This is a genomic window from Kibdelosporangium aridum (assembly GCF_900176515.1).
GTDB classification, from domain to species: Bacteria; Actinomycetota; Actinomycetes; order Mycobacteriales; family Pseudonocardiaceae; genus Kibdelosporangium; species Kibdelosporangium aridum.
Genome location: NZ_FWXV01000001.1, coordinates 533685 through 551707, shown reverse-complemented (window position 1 = coordinate 551707; position 18023 = coordinate 533685). Strand labels below are relative to the sequence as shown.

14 protein-coding genes are annotated in these 18023 nt (G+C 65.9%); 2 read left to right on the top strand and 12 right to left on the bottom strand.

Annotated elements, in window-relative coordinates:
* Nucleotides 1–35 precede the first annotated feature (35 nt).
* Complete coding sequence (locus B9C43_RS02015) at nt 36–2780, bottom strand: AfsR/SARP family transcriptional regulator (protein WP_084424323.1); 2745 nt, start codon at nt 2778–2780, stop codon at nt 36–38.
* A gap of 72 nt (nt 2781–2852) precedes the next feature.
* On the opposite strand from B9C43_RS02015, the gene B9C43_RS02010 reads away from it, so the two are divergent.
* A complete protein-coding gene (locus B9C43_RS02010) occupies nt 2853–3890 on the top strand; it encodes a LacI family DNA-binding transcriptional regulator (RefSeq protein WP_084424322.1) in 1038 nt (345 codons plus the stop codon).
* 55 nt (nt 3891–3945) lie between these two features.
* Here B9C43_RS02010 and B9C43_RS02005 read toward each other — a convergent pair whose 3' ends face one another.
* The 11 genes from B9C43_RS02005 to B9C43_RS01955 form a co-directional block, all read right to left on the bottom strand.
* The gene (locus B9C43_RS02005) at nt 3946–6198 is read right to left on the bottom strand and encodes an FtsX-like permease family protein (RefSeq protein WP_084424321.1); all 2253 of its coding nucleotides are present in this window, start codon (nt 6196–6198) and stop codon (nt 3946–3948) included.
* Nucleotides 6195–6872: an ABC transporter ATP-binding protein gene (locus B9C43_RS02000; RefSeq protein ID WP_033380985.1), complete on the bottom strand. Its 678-nt coding sequence runs from the start codon at nt 6870–6872 to the stop codon at nt 6195–6197. The genes B9C43_RS02005 and B9C43_RS02000 overlap by 4 nt, the downstream gene beginning before the upstream one ends.
* 137 nt (nt 6873–7009) lie before the next feature.
* Nucleotides 7010–7759, bottom strand: a complete 750-nt coding sequence (locus B9C43_RS01995) for a carbonic anhydrase family protein (RefSeq protein WP_084424320.1) — start codon at nt 7757–7759, stop codon at nt 7010–7012.
* A 154-nt stretch (nt 7760–7913) separates the two neighbouring features.
* Nucleotides 7914–8828: an LLM class flavin-dependent oxidoreductase gene (locus B9C43_RS01990; protein ID WP_084424319.1), complete on the bottom strand. Its 915-nt coding sequence runs from the start codon at nt 8826–8828 to the stop codon at nt 7914–7916.
* Between the two features lie 66 nt (nt 8829–8894).
* The gene (locus B9C43_RS01985; protein WP_033380989.1) at nt 8895–9347 is read right to left on the bottom strand and encodes a MarR family winged helix-turn-helix transcriptional regulator; all 453 of its coding nucleotides are present in this window, start codon (nt 9345–9347) and stop codon (nt 8895–8897) included.
* A 20-nt stretch (nt 9348–9367) separates the two neighbouring features.
* Nucleotides 9368–10507, bottom strand: coding sequence for a glycoside hydrolase family 88/105 protein (locus tag B9C43_RS01980; protein WP_327221393.1), 1140 nt, complete (start codon nt 10505–10507; stop codon nt 9368–9370).
* Nucleotides 10508–10675: 168 nt separating this feature from the next.
* The gene (locus tag B9C43_RS01975) at nt 10676–12220 is read right to left on the bottom strand and encodes a cellulose binding domain-containing protein (RefSeq protein WP_084424317.1); all 1545 of its coding nucleotides are present in this window, start codon (nt 12218–12220) and stop codon (nt 10676–10678) included.
* Nucleotides 12221–12328: 108 nt separating this feature from the next.
* On the bottom strand, nt 12329–13207 hold the full coding sequence (locus B9C43_RS01970) for a hypothetical protein (protein ID WP_143446031.1): 879 nt from the start codon (nt 13205–13207) through the stop codon (nt 12329–12331).
* Nucleotides 13204–14025, bottom strand: coding sequence for a carbohydrate ABC transporter permease (locus B9C43_RS01965; protein ID WP_084424315.1), 822 nt, complete (start codon nt 14023–14025; stop codon nt 13204–13206). The genes B9C43_RS01970 and B9C43_RS01965 overlap by 4 nt, the downstream gene beginning before the upstream one ends.
* Nucleotides 14025–14951, bottom strand: a complete 927-nt coding sequence (locus tag B9C43_RS01960; protein ID WP_084424314.1) for a carbohydrate ABC transporter permease — start codon at nt 14949–14951, stop codon at nt 14025–14027. Before B9C43_RS01960 ends, B9C43_RS01965 begins: the two co-directional genes overlap by 1 nt.
* Before the next feature lies 1 nt (nt 14952).
* On the bottom strand, nt 14953–16236 hold the full coding sequence (locus B9C43_RS01955; RefSeq protein WP_033380994.1) for an ABC transporter substrate-binding protein: 1284 nt from the start codon (nt 16234–16236) through the stop codon (nt 14953–14955).
* A gap of 115 nt (nt 16237–16351) precedes the next feature.
* Between B9C43_RS01955 and B9C43_RS01950 the strand changes: the two genes are divergently transcribed.
* Nucleotides 16352–17074, top strand: a complete 723-nt coding sequence (locus B9C43_RS01950) for a FadR/GntR family transcriptional regulator (protein ID WP_084424313.1) — start codon at nt 16352–16354, stop codon at nt 17072–17074.
* The last annotated feature ends 949 nt before the right edge of the window (nt 17075–18023 follow it).

The window sequence follows — 18023 nt, the reverse complement described above, 5'->3', positions numbered from 1 at the left end:
TCGGCGTACAGCGAGCCGTACAGTGTGATTGACGTTCAATGGACGGGCTCGGCGAGCACCTCTTCGAGGATCGGGTCACGCCGGGTTGACGACGTCAGCTCGTAGAACCGGCGACGGTCAAGCGCTGCACCCGCCGCGTCACCCATTGCCTCCCGCACCCGCGCCAGCTGCCTCGCCGCAACAGCCTGCCCATAGTCGTCATCGATCTGGATGGTCAATTGCTGCGCCCGCAGCGCGTCGTCGAGCGCGTCACTGGATTGGCCCTCGCGCAGCCATATCACTGAGCGACACAACAACGCCTCCCACTCGTCGTCGCGGTTGCCCATCTGACGGCACGCCGCGATGGCGATGTCCAGCGTGCGCAGCGCGTCTGCGCGCTGTTCCATCACGCAATACGCGCGGCCAAGGGCTACGAGCGTGACGCTCTCGCCTATCCGGTCGTCGTAGCGCCTGCGGGTGGCCAGGCACTCGTGGAACTTGTCCACGGCTTGGGTGTGTTCGCCCAGCCGGAGCAATGTCTCACCGACGTTGTGCTGGGCGATGACGAGCTTCTCCGAACCGTGTGCCGCAAGCATCTTCTCGCTTTGCACGAGGTAGTCCAACGCCTGCTCCAGTTCCTTGGTCCACATGCACAGCCACCCGAGGTTGTGCAGTGCGAGCCCTTCGCCTTCCCGGTCACCGATCTCACGCCAGATGTCCAGCGCCCGGGTCATGCCCGCGCGTGCGGCTTCCACGCGGCCCGCCCGGTATTCGATCGTGCAGTGGATGGCCAGCATGGCGGCTTCGCCCCTGTGGTCACGGTCGCGGCGGGCGACTTCCAGGCCAAGCTCGGCCAGCGTGGCCAACTCACGCCAGCGATTGCGTTTCATCGCGTACGCCCGGATCGCGCCGACGATGTCGATCGTGAACCGGGCGAACATGGGCTCACGTTCCGCGACCTGCCGAGCGGCCGCGACCAGGCACGGCACTTCCGCGTCGAACTGCTCGACGTCGGCCCGCGCGCACATCTTGATGTACCAGTCCAGCGCCCGCTGCAGAGCGCGGTTGCGGTCCATCACCGCGTCGGTCTCGACAGCCAGTTCAGCCGCGTACAGCCGCAGCAGGTCGTGCGTCCGGAAACGCGTGCCCGCGACCGGGTCGAGCAGCCGGACCTCGACCAGCCGGTCCAGCGCCCGCTCGGCTCGCAGCTCGTCCACATCGAGCAGCACACCCACCAGCTCCACACCGACCTCCGGCACACCGAGCACGCCCAGCAGCCGGAAAGCCTTGGCCGCCAGGACATCCGTACCCAGTGACTCGTAGCCGATGGAGAAACAGGCCCGCACGCCCAGATCCGCGACGCGCAGCTCGTCAAGGCGACGGCGCCGGTCAGCCAGCCGCGCACCGAACTGCGCCAGCGACCAATCCGGCCTGCTCGCCAGGCGAGCAGCCGCGATCCGCAGCGCGAGCGGATGCCCGCCACACCACCGAATGATCTCCTTGGCGGCGTCATTCTCGGCGGCGACACGGTCGTCACCGGCGATCTTTCCCAACAGCCGCAGCGAATCGCTGTCGTCGAGCACGCCGACGGCGATGTGTTCGGCGTCCACTGTGGTCAGTGCGACCCGGCTGGTGATCAGGACGGCGCAGTCCCGGTTGGCTGGCACCAGGGGCACCACCTGACTCGCGTCGGCCGCGTTGTCCAGCACCACAAGGACTTTCCGGGAGGCGAGCAACGACTGGTAGCGCGCGGCCGCCTCGGCCGGTCCGACGGTCAGCTCATCGGGTGGGGCCCCGAGGGCACGCAGGAACCGGCCGACCACCTCAGCCGAGTCGAGCGGCTGCAGACCTGGACTTGACCCTTGCAGGTCAACGTACAGCTGGCCGTCCGGGTACCGGTCGGCCACGGCGTGCGCGACCTTGAGCGCGAGCGTGGACTTGCCGACGCCGCCTGGGCCGTGAAACGCCACTACGCGACCGGAAGACGCGGCTTCCAGCTGTTCATCGCGGCCGACGAACACCGCGGGCTCCGGCGGCAGCTGCCGCGGCACGACCTGCTCGGTCCGCGCGAGCGACAGCGCCGGGTCACGGCGAAGTACCTGCTCATGCAGGCGGCTCAACTCAGGGCCGGGATCGATGCCCAGCTCGTCGGCCAATGTCCGGCGGGCCAGTTGGTACGCCTCCAGCGCGCCGGGCACGTCACCGGATCGATACAGCGCGAGCACGAGCTGGCTGTGCAGCTTCTCCCGCAACGGATGCTGCCGGATCCAGCCACGCAGCTTGGCCGTGACGCCGGTATGCCTGCCGGTGGCCAGCTCGACCTCGACGTAGTCCTCGATCGTGGCCAGGTACTGCTCGGCCATCCGGGCGGCGAACTCGCTGAGCACGGGCCCGAGTGGGACATCCGCGGCGACCGGTCCCCGCCAGAGGTCCAACGCCTCGTCGAACGCCTTGCCCGCGGCGACGAGGTCCGGCTGGGCCAGCGCCTGCCGCGCGGCGTGTGCCAGCTGCTCGAACCGGGGCACGTCGAAGTCGTCCGTTTCGACGTCCAGCCGATACCCCGAACGGGAGGTGACCAGCTGGTCGTCACTCGGCAGCAATCGGCGCAACTGCATCACGTATCCGCGCAAATTCGGCGCAGCCGAACGCGGCGGCCGATCACCCCACACCTCGGTGACGAGCGTGCTCGCCGGGACCGTCCTGCCCGCGTTCACCAGCAGCATCGCCAGCACTGTGCGTTGCTTGTCCGCCGCGACCCGTGCGCCATCGACCTCCAGCGATCCCAGTAGCCGGAACCTCATGCCCACAAAACTACTGGTGAGGTAAACCTGCGAGGGGTAGCACCGGGCGGGGATCGTTGTAGAAATAGCTGTATGAGCAAGCCGGCAGCTCGCACACCCACCCTCGAGGATGTCGCACGGGTCGCCGGCGTCTCCCGGGCCACGGTGTCCAGAGTGATCAACGGCATCCGCAACGTGGACACCGAGATCCAGGAAGCGGTCCGCAAGGCCATCCAGGCGACCGGGTACACCCCCAACCAGGCCGCACGCTCACTGGTCACCCGGCGCGCGGGCACGATCGTGCTGGTCATGGCCGGTGCTCCTGGCCAGGGAGAGGAGTTCGCGACGCAGGTCTTCGCCGACCCCTTCTTCGGCCGGGTGGCCGGGGGCGTGGTCAGTTTCCTGCGCAATCACGGTATCCACCCGGTGCTGATGCTGGGCGAGACGGACAAGGCCCGTGCCGAGGTGGTGGACTTCCTCAAACGCGGCAACGCCGATGGCGCGCTGCTCGTCTCGACGCATCCGGAGGACCCGCTCCCCCGGCTGTTGACCGACGCGGGCCTGGCCGCGGTGCTGTTCGCGCGGCCGGCGCGGCCGGTGCCGATCAGCTATGTGGACATGGCACACCAGGCAGGTGCCGCGCTCGCCGCCGATCACCTGGTCGCTCGCGGGTGCACACGGGTGGCCACCATTTGCGGCCCGCTCGACGTGCCCGCGGCGCAGGACCGGCTGTCAGGTTTCCGCGAAGCCATGGCGCGGCACGGATTTCCGTACATCCCGATCGCGGAGGGCAATTTCACCCAGGAGAGCGGCGAAGCGGCGATGTCCCGGTTGCTTTCCGAGCATCCGGACCTCGACGGTGTGTTCGCGGCCAACGACCTGATGGCGCACGGGGCTTTGCTCGTACTGCAGAAGAACGGCCGTCGAGTCCCCGAAGACGTCGCGCTGGTCGGCTTCGACAACAGCGGGCCGGCGCTGACGTCACGGCCGCAGCTGACCACGGTTGTCCAGCCGCTCGAGGAAATGGCCGCCGAGATGGCCAGGATCCTGCTGGAACAGATCGAGTCGCCCGAACAGGCACCCCGGTCGGTGATCTTCGACCCGACGCTGGTCATCCGGGAGTCGGCATAGAAAAACGCCGGAGGAAGCCCCGATACTCCCTCCGGCGTTATGGCGATGACCGCTGCTATTCGTCCGAATAGTCCCTTGCGGAGACCCGGCGGAGTACCGGTCCGCAAGCGGCCGCAGCCATCAGAGCCACGATGATTCCGAGCACGACCGGCGTCAGAATCCACGGGTTCAGTTCGAGCTCACCCTTGATCAGCGTGAGCAGCCCGGAACCGACCAGGACGCCTGCGACGCCCGCGCCCAGCGTGGCGACCAGCGCGGGCAGCATCGCTTCCCGGCGCAAAGCCCTGGTCAGCACGCTCACCGGAGTACCGGCGGCGATCAGCGCCCCGAACGTCCGCCGCCTGTCGACGACCGAGCCCGCCGCCGCGACCGCCGCACTCACCCCGCCGAGTACGGTGGCGATGCTCAAGCCCAGCAACGTCGCACGCCGGAGGTCGCCAGCGAGCGTGTCCGCCCGAGCGTTGTACCGTTCGTTGCTGTACAACGAGACTCCAGGCAGGTTACGGACGACCATGGTGTGCACCACGTCCCGGTTGGCCGGTGTCGTCACCACGGCGACGGTTCCATTGCCGTCCGGAGTGGACCCGAACACCGCTGGGTCCATGAGGATTCCGTACCACCCCTGCGGGTTGTACTCCCGGACCGAAACACCCTGGGGCAGCGCGACGTAGTCACCCGACTTGCTGGTGTACGACTGGAACTCCAGACGTGACGGGTCAAGTGCCGTGCCACGGGGCAGATAGATCGCCGGTCCCGGACGGCAGCCCTCGACCCGCGCACCGAGCACCTTCGCGGCGTCCGAACAACTGAGCACAAAGCCCGGCATGGTGCGGTTCCGGTCGCTGTTGCTGCGGAAGCTGCCTTCGCCGACCTCGATCACCGGAGCGTCGACGCCCCGCGCCGACAGATCGGACTTCAACGCGGCGATCTGTTCTTGGGTGTGTCCCGTGCCTTCGGCGACGAACACGCCGTCACGCCATTTCCCTGTGCTGTAACCGATCTGGTTCTCCACGGTCGGGAACATGGCCAGCGCCATGGATCCGGCGAAGACCGCGAGCACGACACCGGCGGACGCACGGAAAGCGGCCTTCGGGTCGTCCATCAGCCTGCGCCCGGCCAGCAGTGTGGCCGGCGATCGCCAGCGACGCGTGAAGATCCTGCCGATCAGGGAGGTCACGAGCGGACCGACGAACACCAGCGACACCGCGACCAAGGCCAGTCCGATCAGGACGAAGAACATCCCGCTGTCGCCCTTGCTGTTCTGGGCCGCTCCGATCGCGACGACGAACGCCACCGCGGCACCGACGAGCCAGAGCAACCGTGCGGCATTCGGCTGACGCTTGTTCTGCTGCTGAGCCGCACCCAACGGCCGGTTGACCACACGCCGCAACCCGAATACCGCGGCGCCGACGACCAGAAGTGGAGCCAGCACAAGCGCTCCGGCTATCAGCAGGCCGGATGGTGTCCAGTCCGACGGATACCAGTCACCACCGTCCCATGGGATCAGCGCGGTCAGTTCCCGCAACGGGAACGTGATGCCCACACCGAGAACCGCGCCGACGATCGACGCGACGGCGGTCTCCGCCGCGGTCATCGAAATGACCTGCTGCGGCGTCGCGCCAGCGAGCCGCAACGCGGCCAGTCGGCGCTCCCTGCGCGCCGCGGTCAGCCGTGCCGCGGATGCCACCAGCACAAGACACGGCGCGATCAGCACGACAATGCCGATCCGGCTGAGGAAAACCAGCAGTTCGTTCACTTCGCCGCGGACACCGGACGATGTCAGGCCATCCCGCGGCCCGGCGTTGGGCATGTCGCTGGGATCGTGGCCGACCATGGCGACGAGTTCGTCGGGGAACTTCAGTGCCTCGGGCCCGAACTGCCCGACCACCTTTCCCTTGAACCGATCGGCCAACTGGTCGGCGGGCAGGCTCGCGGCGAGCTTGGCCAGCGCGGGTGACAACAGCACCTCGTCCGGCCCGGGCACCTTCGGAATGCCCGCCGCGAGAGGCACGTTCGGCTTGAGCGCGGCCACGTCGTAGCGCTCGATCCGCTGTGTGCCGACGTTGTCACGGGAGCTGGCGACCAGGATGGACGCGTCGGCCGATCGCTGTTCGAAGTCCGCCTGGCTGCTGTAGGACGCCTCGCGCCAGCTTTCCCGATCGGCACGGGACTGCAAGGCGCCCGGAACCGTTGCCAGCCACAGCACCAGTGTCACCCCGACCGCGACACCGACAGCTGTGAAGATGGCCGACATCCGGCTCCGGGAATCGCCCCGCAGCACCCGCAGTGCGAGCTGGAGGGGGTTCATGCGGCAGCTCGCACCGCGATGAGGCCGTCCCGCATCTCGATGACCCGCTGCGCCCGATTCGCAACGGAGACATCGTGGGTCACGATGACGACGGCCGCGTTGGTCTCCTTGGCGACGGTCAGCAACGCACTGATCGTCTCCTGACCGGTCTTGGTGTCCAGTGCCCCGGTCGGTTCGTCCGCGAAGATCACCTGTGGCCGGTGGGCCAGTGCGCGGGCGATCGCCATCCGCTGCAACTGCCCACCGGAGACCTCACCGGGCCTGCGGTTGGCCAGGCCGCCGAGGCCAAGCCGGACCAGCCACTCCCTGGCAGCGGCGATGCCCTGGTCACGCGGGGTGCCGGCGAGCAGCATCGGCAGCGCCACGTTCTCCTCGGCGGTCAGCTCGGCGACCAGCATGCCGGACTGGAACACGAACCCGAACTGCGAGCGGCGCAGCTTGCTGCGCTCGGTCTCCGACAGCCGGGTGATCGCCTGGCGGCCGAGGAACACCTCGCCGCCGTCGGCGGGCAGAATCCCGGCGAGCACGTGCAACAGGGTGGACTTCCCCGAGCCGGACGGCCCGACGATCGCGACCACCTCGCCCGCCTCGATGGTGATGTCCACCCCGGCGAGTGCGGTCACGTCCCCATAGCGTTTGACCACGCCACGTCCGGCCAGAATCGGCTCTGTCACCGTTTTTCCTCCTCGTTGCCTTCCAACGACGAGGAGACTGCCGGGGCCGAACGGGTTGCCGCTTCGGCCGGGGAGCCGGTGAAAAGATCAGCGCATCGGCCAGATGGCTGATGCGCTGATCGGTCAGAAGGTCAATCTCAGCTGTGCGGGACCGCCGTGACGGTCCGGCCGTTCAGCGGCTGCACCGCGCGGGAGTTGCCGTGCGGGAACAGGTGCTGGAAGCGGTCGATCGTCGCCTGGGTGACGGTCTTCTCCCGCATCAGGAACCACCGCACGCCCTCGGTGAACGGATCCGTGGTGAGCGAACCCATGTACCGGAGGGTCGACGTGTCGTGCGGCAGCAGGGTGTTCAGGTCGATCTGGGAGAGGTGCACGTTCGCACCGCACTCCGGCGCCAGCTTGGCCAGCACGGTGTCCACAGTGGAGGACGCACCGGCCCTCAGCGGGATACCGATGACGGCCAGCTGCTTGGTGGTCACGTTCTCGTGCACGAGGTGCAGCTCAAGCGGGAAGCCGTGGCCTGCGAACTTGTGCTCGGAAGGAGTGTGCCAGTGGAACTGCAGCAGCTTCCACTGTGTCGGGTCCGTGCCCAGCGTGATGTACGGGTTGCCGGACTCGATCTCGGCCTTCTCACTCTCCTCGTGGTGCCGGACGTTGCAGCCGTTGGGGTCGGCGGCGTCCTTGCGGTCGTAGTGCAGGAGGAGGTCTGAACGGCCATAACTGACGTGCAGCTTGGGCGCGCCGAGGTCGACCCGGGTCGACTCCGGGGTGACGTTGATCGGGCTCTGCTGCGGGAGCTTCGACTCAGCCTGGCCCGCAAAAGCGACAATACTCGCGGAAAGTGCTAAGGGGACCAGGATGGCGGCGGCTTTTCTCATTCGTGCCATATGCGTGATCCTGCAGATGAATCAAGATTGCATACAACCTACGAAAGTTGGTTTTCGGACATAACACCGGTCACGGCGACGGCAATTTTCCGCCATGCGACATACACCACCGTACGTCCGTTTTTCTTGTACACAAATCCCAATGACTGCCCTTTCAGGCAGGCACAGCCTGGATTGCCTCGCGAATAGCCGGAACGATCTCGCAGGCCCATCTGCCCAGCGAGACGCTGTCGTGTGTGCCACCTTCGGCAGAGAAAAGGATGAACCCGGATGCGCCGTGCTCGACGATGGCACCGGTGAGTTCCTCGATCCACTGTTCCACTGACCCGCCAATCCACCTGCCGTTTTCGTCCCGTGTGGCAGCAAGCGGGCGTTCTGTGATGGTTCCAGGAAAGTTGTAGATCGTGCGGACTTCCCTCGGATCGCGGCCTGCGGCAGCCGCGGCCTCGTCGATGACCGGCCGCGACTCCCGGTAGCGCTTGCTGAGCCAATCCGCCGCGTGGCCTGGGATCCATCCGTCGGCGACCCGGCCAGTGGCGGCCAGGGACTTTCGGCCGTTGGATCCTGTCCATACGGGCGGCGCGGACACGGGCGCCGGTGCGAGTTGCTCGACCCGGAAATGGCGACCTTCGTACGTGATCGGCGGGCCGCCACCGGACAGTTTCCTGATCAGGGTGATGGCTTCCTCAAAAGCGTCGACCGCATCGCTAGGCGACAGCCGCGGAACGCCCATCGCGGAGATCCGATCCCAGAGTCCGCCCGCTCCCATCCCCAGCACAACGCGCTCACCTGAGAGGGCCGATAAAGACGTCACCGTCCGCGCGAGCATCGGCGCATGCCTGGTCGGCGAATTCGTGACGTTGACAAGGCCGGCAAGGCGCCGTGTCTGACCGAGAACAAAGCCGACCGTCGCGTACGCATCCAGCCGATCACCGAAGTACGGGTGGTCCGAAACCGAAAACAGATCGAGCCCGTCCCTGTCCGCCTGCTGGGTCAAACGCAGCAGCTCAGACCGGTCGTCGATGGCACTGGACGCGCCGAACCCAAAGATTGTCCCTGACAAGGACATTGCCCCCAACACCTCACACACTCGAAGTTCGTAGTACGAACTATAGTAGTTCGCACCACAAACTGTCTACGCGTGATCCATGAAGACGGCAGGCACCTGGTTGTCCTCCACCACCCGGCTGAGCAGGCCCGCGAGCAGACCGCGTTCGTCCTCACCGAGGCTTTCCGGCAGCTTGTCCACCCGACGGCAGGTCTCCGCGTAGAACTCAGCGGCCAGATCGCCGCCATGCGCAGTGAGCGCGACCCTCACAGCACGCGTGTCCTGCGGGTCCGTTTCGCGCCGTACCAGTCCATTGCGCTCTGTGCGGTCCACGAGGCCAGTCAGGCTGGACTTGGCCAGGCCCAGCACCGCACCGAGTTCGGTCATCCCGTACGGCCGGGCCATCAGGACACACAACAGCTGGCCTTGTTGCGGAGTGAGGCCGTACTCCCGAGCCGATTCGGCGTAGACCCCGTTGACCAGGAACGAGGTCCGCACCAGCGCGCTCACTACCCCGAACTGGCTCTCTTTCTTGCCCACTCCGCCAAGGATAGGCCAGCTCAAGGTACGCGGGTCAGCTGCTCGCTCATGATCAGGAACGCGCCGAGGCCGTGGAAGTCGTTGGTCTGCCTCGGCCGGTTGAAGTAGTAGTTCAGATCGCCCGGGCTGGTGCCGACCACGATCTCGCGCAGATTGGTACGACCGTCGCCACCCAGCGAGATCCGTTGCAGTACGCCCTGATATCCACGGTCGGCGACGGGTTTGAAGCTCGCGTCGATGTACCCGCGCTCGACCGCGCGCGAGATCATGTACGTGAACATCGCGGAGGCCGACGTCTCGGTCCAGTTGCCGCTCGTGGTGCCCCGGTCGACGACCTGGAACCAGCGGCCGCTCGCCGGGTCCTGGAACCGCTGGAAGCCGCCGGCCAGGTGCCGGACGATATCGATCATCGCCTGGCGGCGGACGTGGTTGGCTGGCAACACTTCCAGGATGTCGATCGCGGCCATCGCGACCCAGCCGATCGCCCTTGCCCAGTGGAAGTCCGAGGCCCGGTCCGCCCCAGTCGCCCAGCCGGAGGACCCGTCGGCGTCGTAGGCGTGGAACATCAGGCCATTGCTGGCCCTCAGGCGGTTGAAGTACGTGACCATGTTGCGGGTCGACTCGTCGAACCCGTAGGTCTGGTTGTACTGCTTGGCGTAGTTGGCGATGAACGGCTGCGCCATGTAGACACCGTCGGCCCAGAGCTGGCCGACGAAGCCGGTGTTGTGGATCATCCCGCCGTCCTGCGTGCGCGGGTAGGTGTTGAACCGGTTGCGGATCTTGTCGGCCGCCGTCTTGTAGCGCTGCTGTCCCGTTTCGGCGTGCAGGATCGGCAACAGCACACCGGGACGCATGGCGTCGAGGTTGTTGAAGCTGTTGTTGATGTTGCCGTTGCCGTCGACGAACCGGTCCACCCACGCCTTCATGTAGTTGAAGTACGCCTGGTTGCCGGTCCGCTTGTACACCAGGTACTGGCCGTAGAGGTACAGACCACGCGTGTAGTCCCAGCCGCCGAGCGTCGCCGGGGTGAACCGGGCCATCGTCGAGTCGACCAGTTCCACCGACCAGTCCGGCACGATCGCTGAAGCCGGGGAAGCTGTTGCTGGCAGGGAAAGAGCGGCTCCAGCGCCACCGAGCAGCACTGAACGTCGTGTGGGCACTCCAGACCTCCGAGCGGCGATGCTGGCGGCGGAATCGGACATTCAGCAGTGAAGCACTGCACCGGTCAAGACGTCAATTTCCCGCTCAGTGAAACACAAAGGAATGCCCGGCGGGGACAGGGATCCCGCCGGGCCGTCCACTTCCGACTATCTATTGTGGACATTCCTTCAGAAGCCTGCCGTGATCCGGCTGAACTCCCAGTCGGGCTGCGCGATTCCGCTGCAGTTGGCGACGACACCGCCACCTGGGCAACCGCGGTCCCGGTTGACCGACCAGAACGCGAGCCTGCCGAGCCCACGGGACTTGGCGTAGTCACGGATCTGGGTCCACGTCTGGGTTGTGGTCAGTTCTTGCTGATCGGACAGGCCGTTCATGCCGGAGATGCCCATGTGCGCGTACGCCTGTGCGTCGGTCCAGCCGAAGGTCGACTTCAGCTTGTTCTTCAAGCCCTCACTGGCGTTCTGGGTGTCCGCGCCGATGTTCGAGCTGCCGAAGTCGAAGGGCATGATGGTGAAGACGTCGATGTTCGCGTTCAGCGCCCGCGCCTGGTCGATCAGCCGGTTGCCGTAGAAGTTCGGGCCGCTGGTGGTGGTGCCGAACGTGACGATCGTCTGGATACCCGGGTTGTTCTGCTTGACGATCCGCAATGCGGTCAGGATCCGGTCCTGCACGCCTCCATTCTCGAACTCGTCGGTGTTCTCGATGTCGATGTCGATCGCCTTGAGGTTGTAGGCGTTGATCACTTGCTGGTAGGCACCGGCGAGCGCTTCCGGTGTCTGACAGTTCGGGCCCAGCTTGTTGCCGCTCCAACCGCCGAAGGACGGCACGATGTCGCCACCCGCGGCCCGGATCTGCTGGATCGCGGTCGCGTCAGCGCTGCCCTGCAGCGGCCTGTTGCCGTCCCATGCCGGCGAGCATCCGCCGCCGGACAGGATGAACGCCATCGTGAACCACTTGACGCCGGTCGCGTTCATGACCGTCTGCGGGTTCGGTGGGTTGCCCCAGCCCATGTAGAGGTACGGTGCGCCGCGGCCGCCGACCGGCTGCGGGCATCCGGTAGTGGTTCCCGTGACAGGACTGGACTTTCCGGACTCACCAAGGCTGTTGTACGCCGCAATGGTGTACGTGTACGACTGGCACGTGCCGAGACCCGAGATCGTCGCGCTGGTGCCAGTGACCGTCGCGCGCACGGTTGCGCCTTCGTAGACGCGGTATCCGGTGACCGTGCCCGAGGAAGTACCCCAGGATAAGGAAATGCTCGAGTTGGTCGTACTCGTGACGCTCGGCGATCCAGGAACACTTGGTGCGCCGGGGTTTGAGGGCCCGCTCGTGCACGAGTCACCGTTGAGGCGGCAGTTCTGGATGCCGCCGAAGTTGCCGGGACTTCCGTTGAAGCCGAAGGAGGCGCTCGCGCCGACCGCGAGCGGACCGGCCCAGCTCGGCGGGGTGAAGGTGTAGTGCTGGCCGCTGGTGGTCCGGGTGACGTCCCACGAAGACGTGATCTGCGAGCCTGCCGGCATGTCGAACTCGACGGTCCACGTGCTCAACGCGGTGCTTCCGCCATTGGTGACGGTGATTTTGCCTTCGAAGCCACTGCCCCAATCGGACACTTTCGTGAAGCTCGCGCTGAGCCCGTTGGCGGCGCTGCTGTTCGCAGCCGGTAAGAGGAAGATCGCCGCGACCGCGGCAATGAGCGCTGTGCAGGCACGCATCGGGATGCTCCTCGCTTGTCGCAGGATTACGAGCGGAGCAACCTCAGTCACGCGCCTTGACCGGGAAGTTCACGTACCTGAAAGTATTGGCATAGACCAATCTGGAGGTCAAGCCTGATGACGAACGGTGACCGCCGTGCGGCAGACGTCGAGGATCGTTTTCGGCCCGTTCGCACGGATCGCTGGGCTGTGGTGCTCAAGTTCGGCGTACCCGCCGTAGTGCCCGTCGTCTTCGAAAACCTGCAACGCGTCGCCTTGGCCAGCCGGGTCCGCGCCGAGCGGGTGATCGCAATAACGGCTCTGCGGCTGGACTTCCACCGCTCGCTCGATCGTCAACGCCTCGGTCGTGTAACGCATCCAGCCCCCGAACACGTCCGGCTGGACACCGATCTTGCCCATCGTGGTGCCCGTCAACCGGATCTCGGCGCGGTGGTCACCGACGGTGAACCGGGTGGGATCAACCGGCTTGAGGTAATCGCGAAACGCCCACGGGCCAGACAGGTCGACCTCAAGCACGCCCCCGGTCGGCACTTGCAGCACGCTCCACGCGCTCAACTCCTGCCCGTCCGGGGCGTCACCCATCGTCAGCTCGGTCTGGACCTCGTAAGCGACCCGCTCGGCATCGGCGTACCGCAGGTACACGTGGCGGGTAATGCTGACCCGCGTGGTTGTCCCGTTGCGACGGTGGCGCAGGACGGGATGCGCCGTGAATTCGGCGTGCCCCAATTCGTCACGAACCGTGCGCCACTCCCCCGGGTCGATGCTCGCCGGGACGATGTGACCCGCGAGGTCATTGGGATCATCCGTGGCCCAGAACCAGTCCCGTTCCGGCCCGAGCCAGAGCCGGTCGCCACCGACGTTCCAGCCTTCGGGATGCGCTCCCTCAATTTTCGGCGCCGTCCAGAACGCCTCGTGGCCGCCGACCGAGACCTGCGTGACCCGGCCGGCCGCCACTTCCATCGCACCGCCTGCCCAAGACCAGATCACTTGACGGCTCCGACCGCCAGACCGGAGACGAAGTGCTTCTGGAACTTCAGGAAGACGGCGACTGTGGGGATCGCCGCGACCACCGAACCCGCCGCGATCACATTCCATACCGAGACGTATTGCCCTTGCAGGCCGAGCAAAGCAGGCGTGACCGGCATGACGGTGTTGGTCTTCAGCACGGTGATCGCCCACAGCAGGTCGTTGAAGACCCACGTGAACGCCAGCGCGCCGAGCGCGGCCAGCGCCGGCCGGGCCAGCGGCAGGATGATCCGGAAGAAGACCTGCCAGGTGTTGGCCCCGTCGATCACCGCGGCCTGCTGGATCTCGGTGGGGATCGCCCGCATGAACCCGTACAGCACGAAGGTGTAGAACCCGAGGCCGAAGCCGATCTGCACGACGATCAAGGCGATGAGCGTGTCGTAGATGCCAAGGACTTCCGACAACCGCGAGACCGGGACCAGCAGGATCTGCGGTGGCAACAGGTTCCCACCCAGCATTATCAGCAGAATCGTGCGCCGGTATGGAATGTCGTAGCGGCTCAACGCGAACGCGGCCATCGCCCCGAGCAGCAACGTGATGATCACCGTGGGGACCGTCACGATCATGCTGTTCAGCATGGCGCGGGCCTCGCCACCCTCGGTCCACGCCGAGACGAACCCGTCGAAGGTGAACGACCGCGGCAGGCTGCCGAGGCCGTTCGCGGCGATGTCGTCGAAGCTGCGGAACGCGGTGACCAGGACCAGCCCGATCGGCAGCAGCCACAGGATGGAGATCCCACCGGCGAACAGGTGGAAGGCGGCCGTCTTGACGCGCTTCATCAGTCGGTCTCCTTGAACGCGCGCACCAGGTAGGCGACGATCACGCCGAACGCAAGCAGGAAGATCACGACCGCGAGCGCGGACGCGTAGCCAAGGCGCAACGTCTGGAACGCGGTCGAGTACATGTACGTACTGAGCAGCTCGGAGGAATGGAACGGCCCGCCCTTGGTGAGCGACCAGACCACGTCGAACGACCGCAGCGAGTCGATCACGATCACCGACAGCACCACCGAGTTCACGCTTTTCAGCTGCGGCAACGTGATGTTGGTGAACTTCTGCCACGCGGAGGCACCGTCCACAGTGGCGGCCTCGTAGAGCACCGGGTCGATTCCCTTGAGCCCGGCCAGGTACAGCACCATGACGTACCCGATCTGCCGCCACAGCGCCGGAATGATCACCGCGTACAGCGCGGTGTCGGGGTCGGCGAGCCACGATCGCTGCCACGATTCCAGCCCGAACCAGCCGAGGAAGTTGTTGATCAACCCGTCCGGCTGGTACATCCCTTGCCAGATCAGCGAAGTCGCGACGAGCGAGAACACAACCGGGGTGAACAGCGCCGACCGGTAGAAGCCGACGCCGCGGCGTTCCTTGGCCAGCAGCATGGCCATGCCCAGCCCGGCCACCGCGGACACGCCGCCGAACAGCACGAGCCAGATCACGGTGTGCCACAAGGCCGACAGGAACGTCGGGTCGCTGAACATCTCGACGTAGTTGCCGAAGCCGACCGCCACCGGCGCGGTGATGCCGTCCCAGCTGGTGAACGACAGGTAGATGCCCTGAATGGCGGGCCAGAACACCCAGAAACCCTCAACCGCCAGCGGCACAAGGACGAACGCGAGCAGCAGCGGGGAGATCCGCTTGCGGCGCCGGTTGCGGGCTGCGGGCGCTTTGACCTTTTGTGGCCGCTGGGCGGTCAGGGTGACCATGTCAGGAGGCCCACACCTTCTCGGCCGCCGACTGCCACTCCGACAGGATGGTGTCGACGTTGTTCGGCTGGTTGAAGAACTTGATCAGCGCGGTGTCCGCGGTCGGCTGCAGCGCGTCGCTGGAGTCGCGGTTGAAGAACTGGGTGATCTCCGCCGCGCTGTCGAGCAGCTTCTTACCCTTCTCCACCAACGGGGTGCTCGCCGCCTTCGCAGCCGTGTTGACTGGCAGGACCGTGCTCGTCGACGCCTTGGCGTACAGCTCCTGCGCCTCCGCGGTGGCCACGTAGGTCAGGAACTCCTTGGTCTGCGCGACGTGCGCGGACCGGGCGCTGGCGAAGAACCCGTCCATCGGACCTTCCTCGGCGACCGGAACGGCCGGGTCGATGATCGGGAACTGGAAGAAGTCGATGTCGTCCAGCTGGTCCTTCGGCGCGGAGTCGGCGAAGAACGTGCCGATCAGCATCATCGCGGTCCGTCCCTGCAGCAGCGACGTGGTGGCGTCCTGGAACGGGATCGCGGTGGCGCTCGGGTCGAAGTACGGCAGTACCGTCTTCCACCGGTCGAACACGGCCTTGACCTGCGGGTCCGTGAACTTGCGCTTCCCAGCGAGCAGGTCGCGGTGGTACGGCGCGCCGTTGATCCGGATGTTGAGGTAGTCGAACCACGCGGAGGCCACCCACGGCGTGGTGCCGCCCGCGCCCATGCCGATGGGTGCGACGCCCTTGTTCTTCAGCGTCTCACACAACGCCATGAAGCCGTTCCAGTCGGCCGGCGGCTGCACGCCCCACTCGGCGAACTTGGACTTCCGGTAGAAGCAACCCCACCAGTAGTAGCTGATCGGCACGATGACCTGCTTGCCGTCACCCGCGGTGCTCAGCGTCTTGGCCGCGGCATTGTAACCGGTGGCGTTCTGCCAGACGTCGCTGATGTCCAGCAACAGTCCCTTGTCCGCATAGGACCGGGCGACCGAACCGACGTACCAGGTGTACAGATCGGACGGTTGCTGCGAAGTCAGGTAACTGGGCAGCTGGGTCCGGTACGTCTCGGACGCGATCGTGTTCAAAGTGGCCTGTGCGCCCTTGCGGCTGTTGAACGCGTCCACCAGTGCCTGCATGGCGGCCTTGGCCGCCGGTGCGGACAGATTGGACTCGATGGTGACCGCCCCACTCGTCTGCGCACCGCCGCCACCAGTGGCGGAAGTGGCACATCCCCCGAGCAATGTCGCCGCTCCGAGGGAGCCGAAACCGGCCAAGAACCCGCGGCGGCTGAAGCTGTCGTTGCTCATGGGGAGGAGATTGCAAGCTGGTGACGTCCATGTCAAGATAAATTACTAAATTATTATTGCAACGATCAGCCTCAACCGCGAGATACTAGGAGCCACCACCAACGAGAGGACGACTGTGGCCGACTACCAGCTTCGCGGGGTTCATGGACAGACAGTGGCGGCACTGGCCGGCCGCATCCTGTCCGGCGACCTCCCGGAGGGCGCGACGCTGGACCTGATGGCACTGCGCGAGGAGCTCGACGTAAGCCTGACCGCGTTGCGCGAAGCCCTCAAAGTCCTCTCGGCGAAAGGCCTGGTCGACGCCCGCCAGAAGCGAGGGACGTTCGTACGCCCGAAGGCCTTCTGGAACATGTTCGACGTAGACGTGATGCGCTGGAGGTCCGCGGGGCCGCCGGACATGGACCTGCTGGAGAACCTGACGGAAGTACGCTCCGTGATCGAGCCGGCGGCGGCCCGGATGGCCGCGGAGCGCGCGACCGACGAGGACCTCGCGGACATGACTGCAGCCTTGGAACGGATGGCGGATGCGTCGGATGACGCCGTGGAGGCGGACCTGGAGTTCCACCGGGCGTTGTTCGGGGCGACGCACAACCAGTTGCTGATGGAGATGCAGCGGGTGCTCGCGAACGGCTTGGCCATGCGGGACAAGGTTGTGCACGGGGCTGAGGCGGATGATCCGGTTCCGAGTCACCGCAAGGTTTTGGAGGCTGTTCGGGACCAGGATGCCGTTGGGGCTGAACGGGCTATGCGAGATTTGTTGGACAAGGCCAATGAGGACTTCGCTCGGATCGCTGCGAGCTCTGGGGGTCGGGCGAGGAAGCCTCGGCGGGCGGGTTAGGGCGGCGCCTTTGCTGGTTCGGCTTCGCGGTGGTTGGGCCGGCTGAGTGTGCAGGTTGTTGGGGCGCCTTGGGTATCCGGTTGTTGGGGTGGCTCGGGTTTCAGCTCGTTGGGGCGGCTTGGGTTTTCAGGTGGTTGGGTGGCTCGGGTTTCAGCTCGTTAGGGCGGCTCGATTTCCAGGTTGTTGGGGCGGCTCGATTTGACTTGGGGCCCCTGCGGCGCGCTCGGGGAGGAAGCCGGGGAGTCCCCCTTCGTTCCGCATCATTTTTCCTTCGTGGCGCGAGGGGCCTCCCCGCACCGGACAGTTTAAGCGCGCCGCTACCCCAAGTAAAATCGAGCCTTCGCTTCGCCCACCTTTTTGGCCCCTTTATCTGGCTCGCATCGCGACCCCGCTGGCAGTCCATTTAGGGCGGCTGGAACGTAACCAACACAGGGCAACCAGCGCTGGAACCGCCACGTCTGGCTGGAAGTCGCACTCCAACGTAACCAACAGCGCTAAGGCAAACAGTCACATTCGTCAAAAAACGCAACTCAACCACCACACACCTTCAACAAAAGCCCGTGCCCTCGCCGACTACGCCACCGACCACCAACCCATCCGGAAAGGAACTTCCATCGCCGACGGTGCACCCGAAAGAAATCGCCGTCGAACTCAACATGAGCCCCCAACAAAGCCACCGTTGAGATCTTGCTTGCCCGCGATCTGATCACGCGACTGCCCAACACCGCCGATGCTCTGGAACTACGGCACTATTGATCTGCCGCGCGCCAAGGCCGTGCACGACTACACCGAACCCCTCGGCAACGAGCAGGTCGCCGAGGTCGAGAAGCGCGTGCTGGACAACGGCCCTCACGACAACCTCACCAAGTTCAAGCGTGGCCTGCACGGCGAAGTCATCCGTGCCGACCCCGAGGGTGCAGAGGAGCGCCGCCGGTTGGCCAACGCTCAA

What these genes read in the sequence shown, in the direction of transcription:
- B9C43_RS02005 (WP_084424321.1), bottom strand. Translation starts at nt 6,198, where the DNA reads ATGAACCCCCTCCAGCTCGCACTGCGGGTGCTGCGGGGCGATTCCCGG.
- B9C43_RS01975 (WP_084424317.1), bottom strand. Translation starts at nt 12,220, where the DNA reads ATGCGTGCCTGCACAGCGCTCATTGCCGCGGTCGCGGCGATCTTCCTC.
- B9C43_RS01990 (WP_084424319.1), bottom strand. Translation starts at nt 8,828, where the DNA reads ATGTCCTTGTCAGGGACAATCTTTGGGTTCGGCGCGTCCAGTGCCATC.
- B9C43_RS02010 (WP_084424322.1), top strand. Translation starts at nt 2,853, where the DNA reads ATGAGCAAGCCGGCAGCTCGCACACCCACCCTCGAGGATGTCGCACGG.
- B9C43_RS01965 (WP_084424315.1), bottom strand. Translation starts at nt 14,025, where the DNA reads ATGAAGCGCGTCAAGACGGCCGCCTTCCACCTGTTCGCCGGTGGGATC.
- B9C43_RS01995 (WP_084424320.1), bottom strand. Translation starts at nt 7,759, where the DNA reads ATGGCACGAATGAGAAAAGCCGCCGCCATCCTGGTCCCCTTAGCACTT.
- B9C43_RS01955 (WP_033380994.1), bottom strand. Translation starts at nt 16,236, where the DNA reads ATGAGCAACGACAGCTTCAGCCGCCGCGGGTTCTTGGCCGGTTTCGGC.
- B9C43_RS02015 (WP_084424323.1), bottom strand. Translation starts at nt 2,780, where the DNA reads ATGAGGTTCCGGCTACTGGGATCGCTGGAGGTCGATGGCGCACGGGTC.
- B9C43_RS01960 (WP_084424314.1), bottom strand. Translation starts at nt 14,951, where the DNA reads ATGGTCACCCTGACCGCCCAGCGGCCACAAAAGGTCAAAGCGCCCGCA.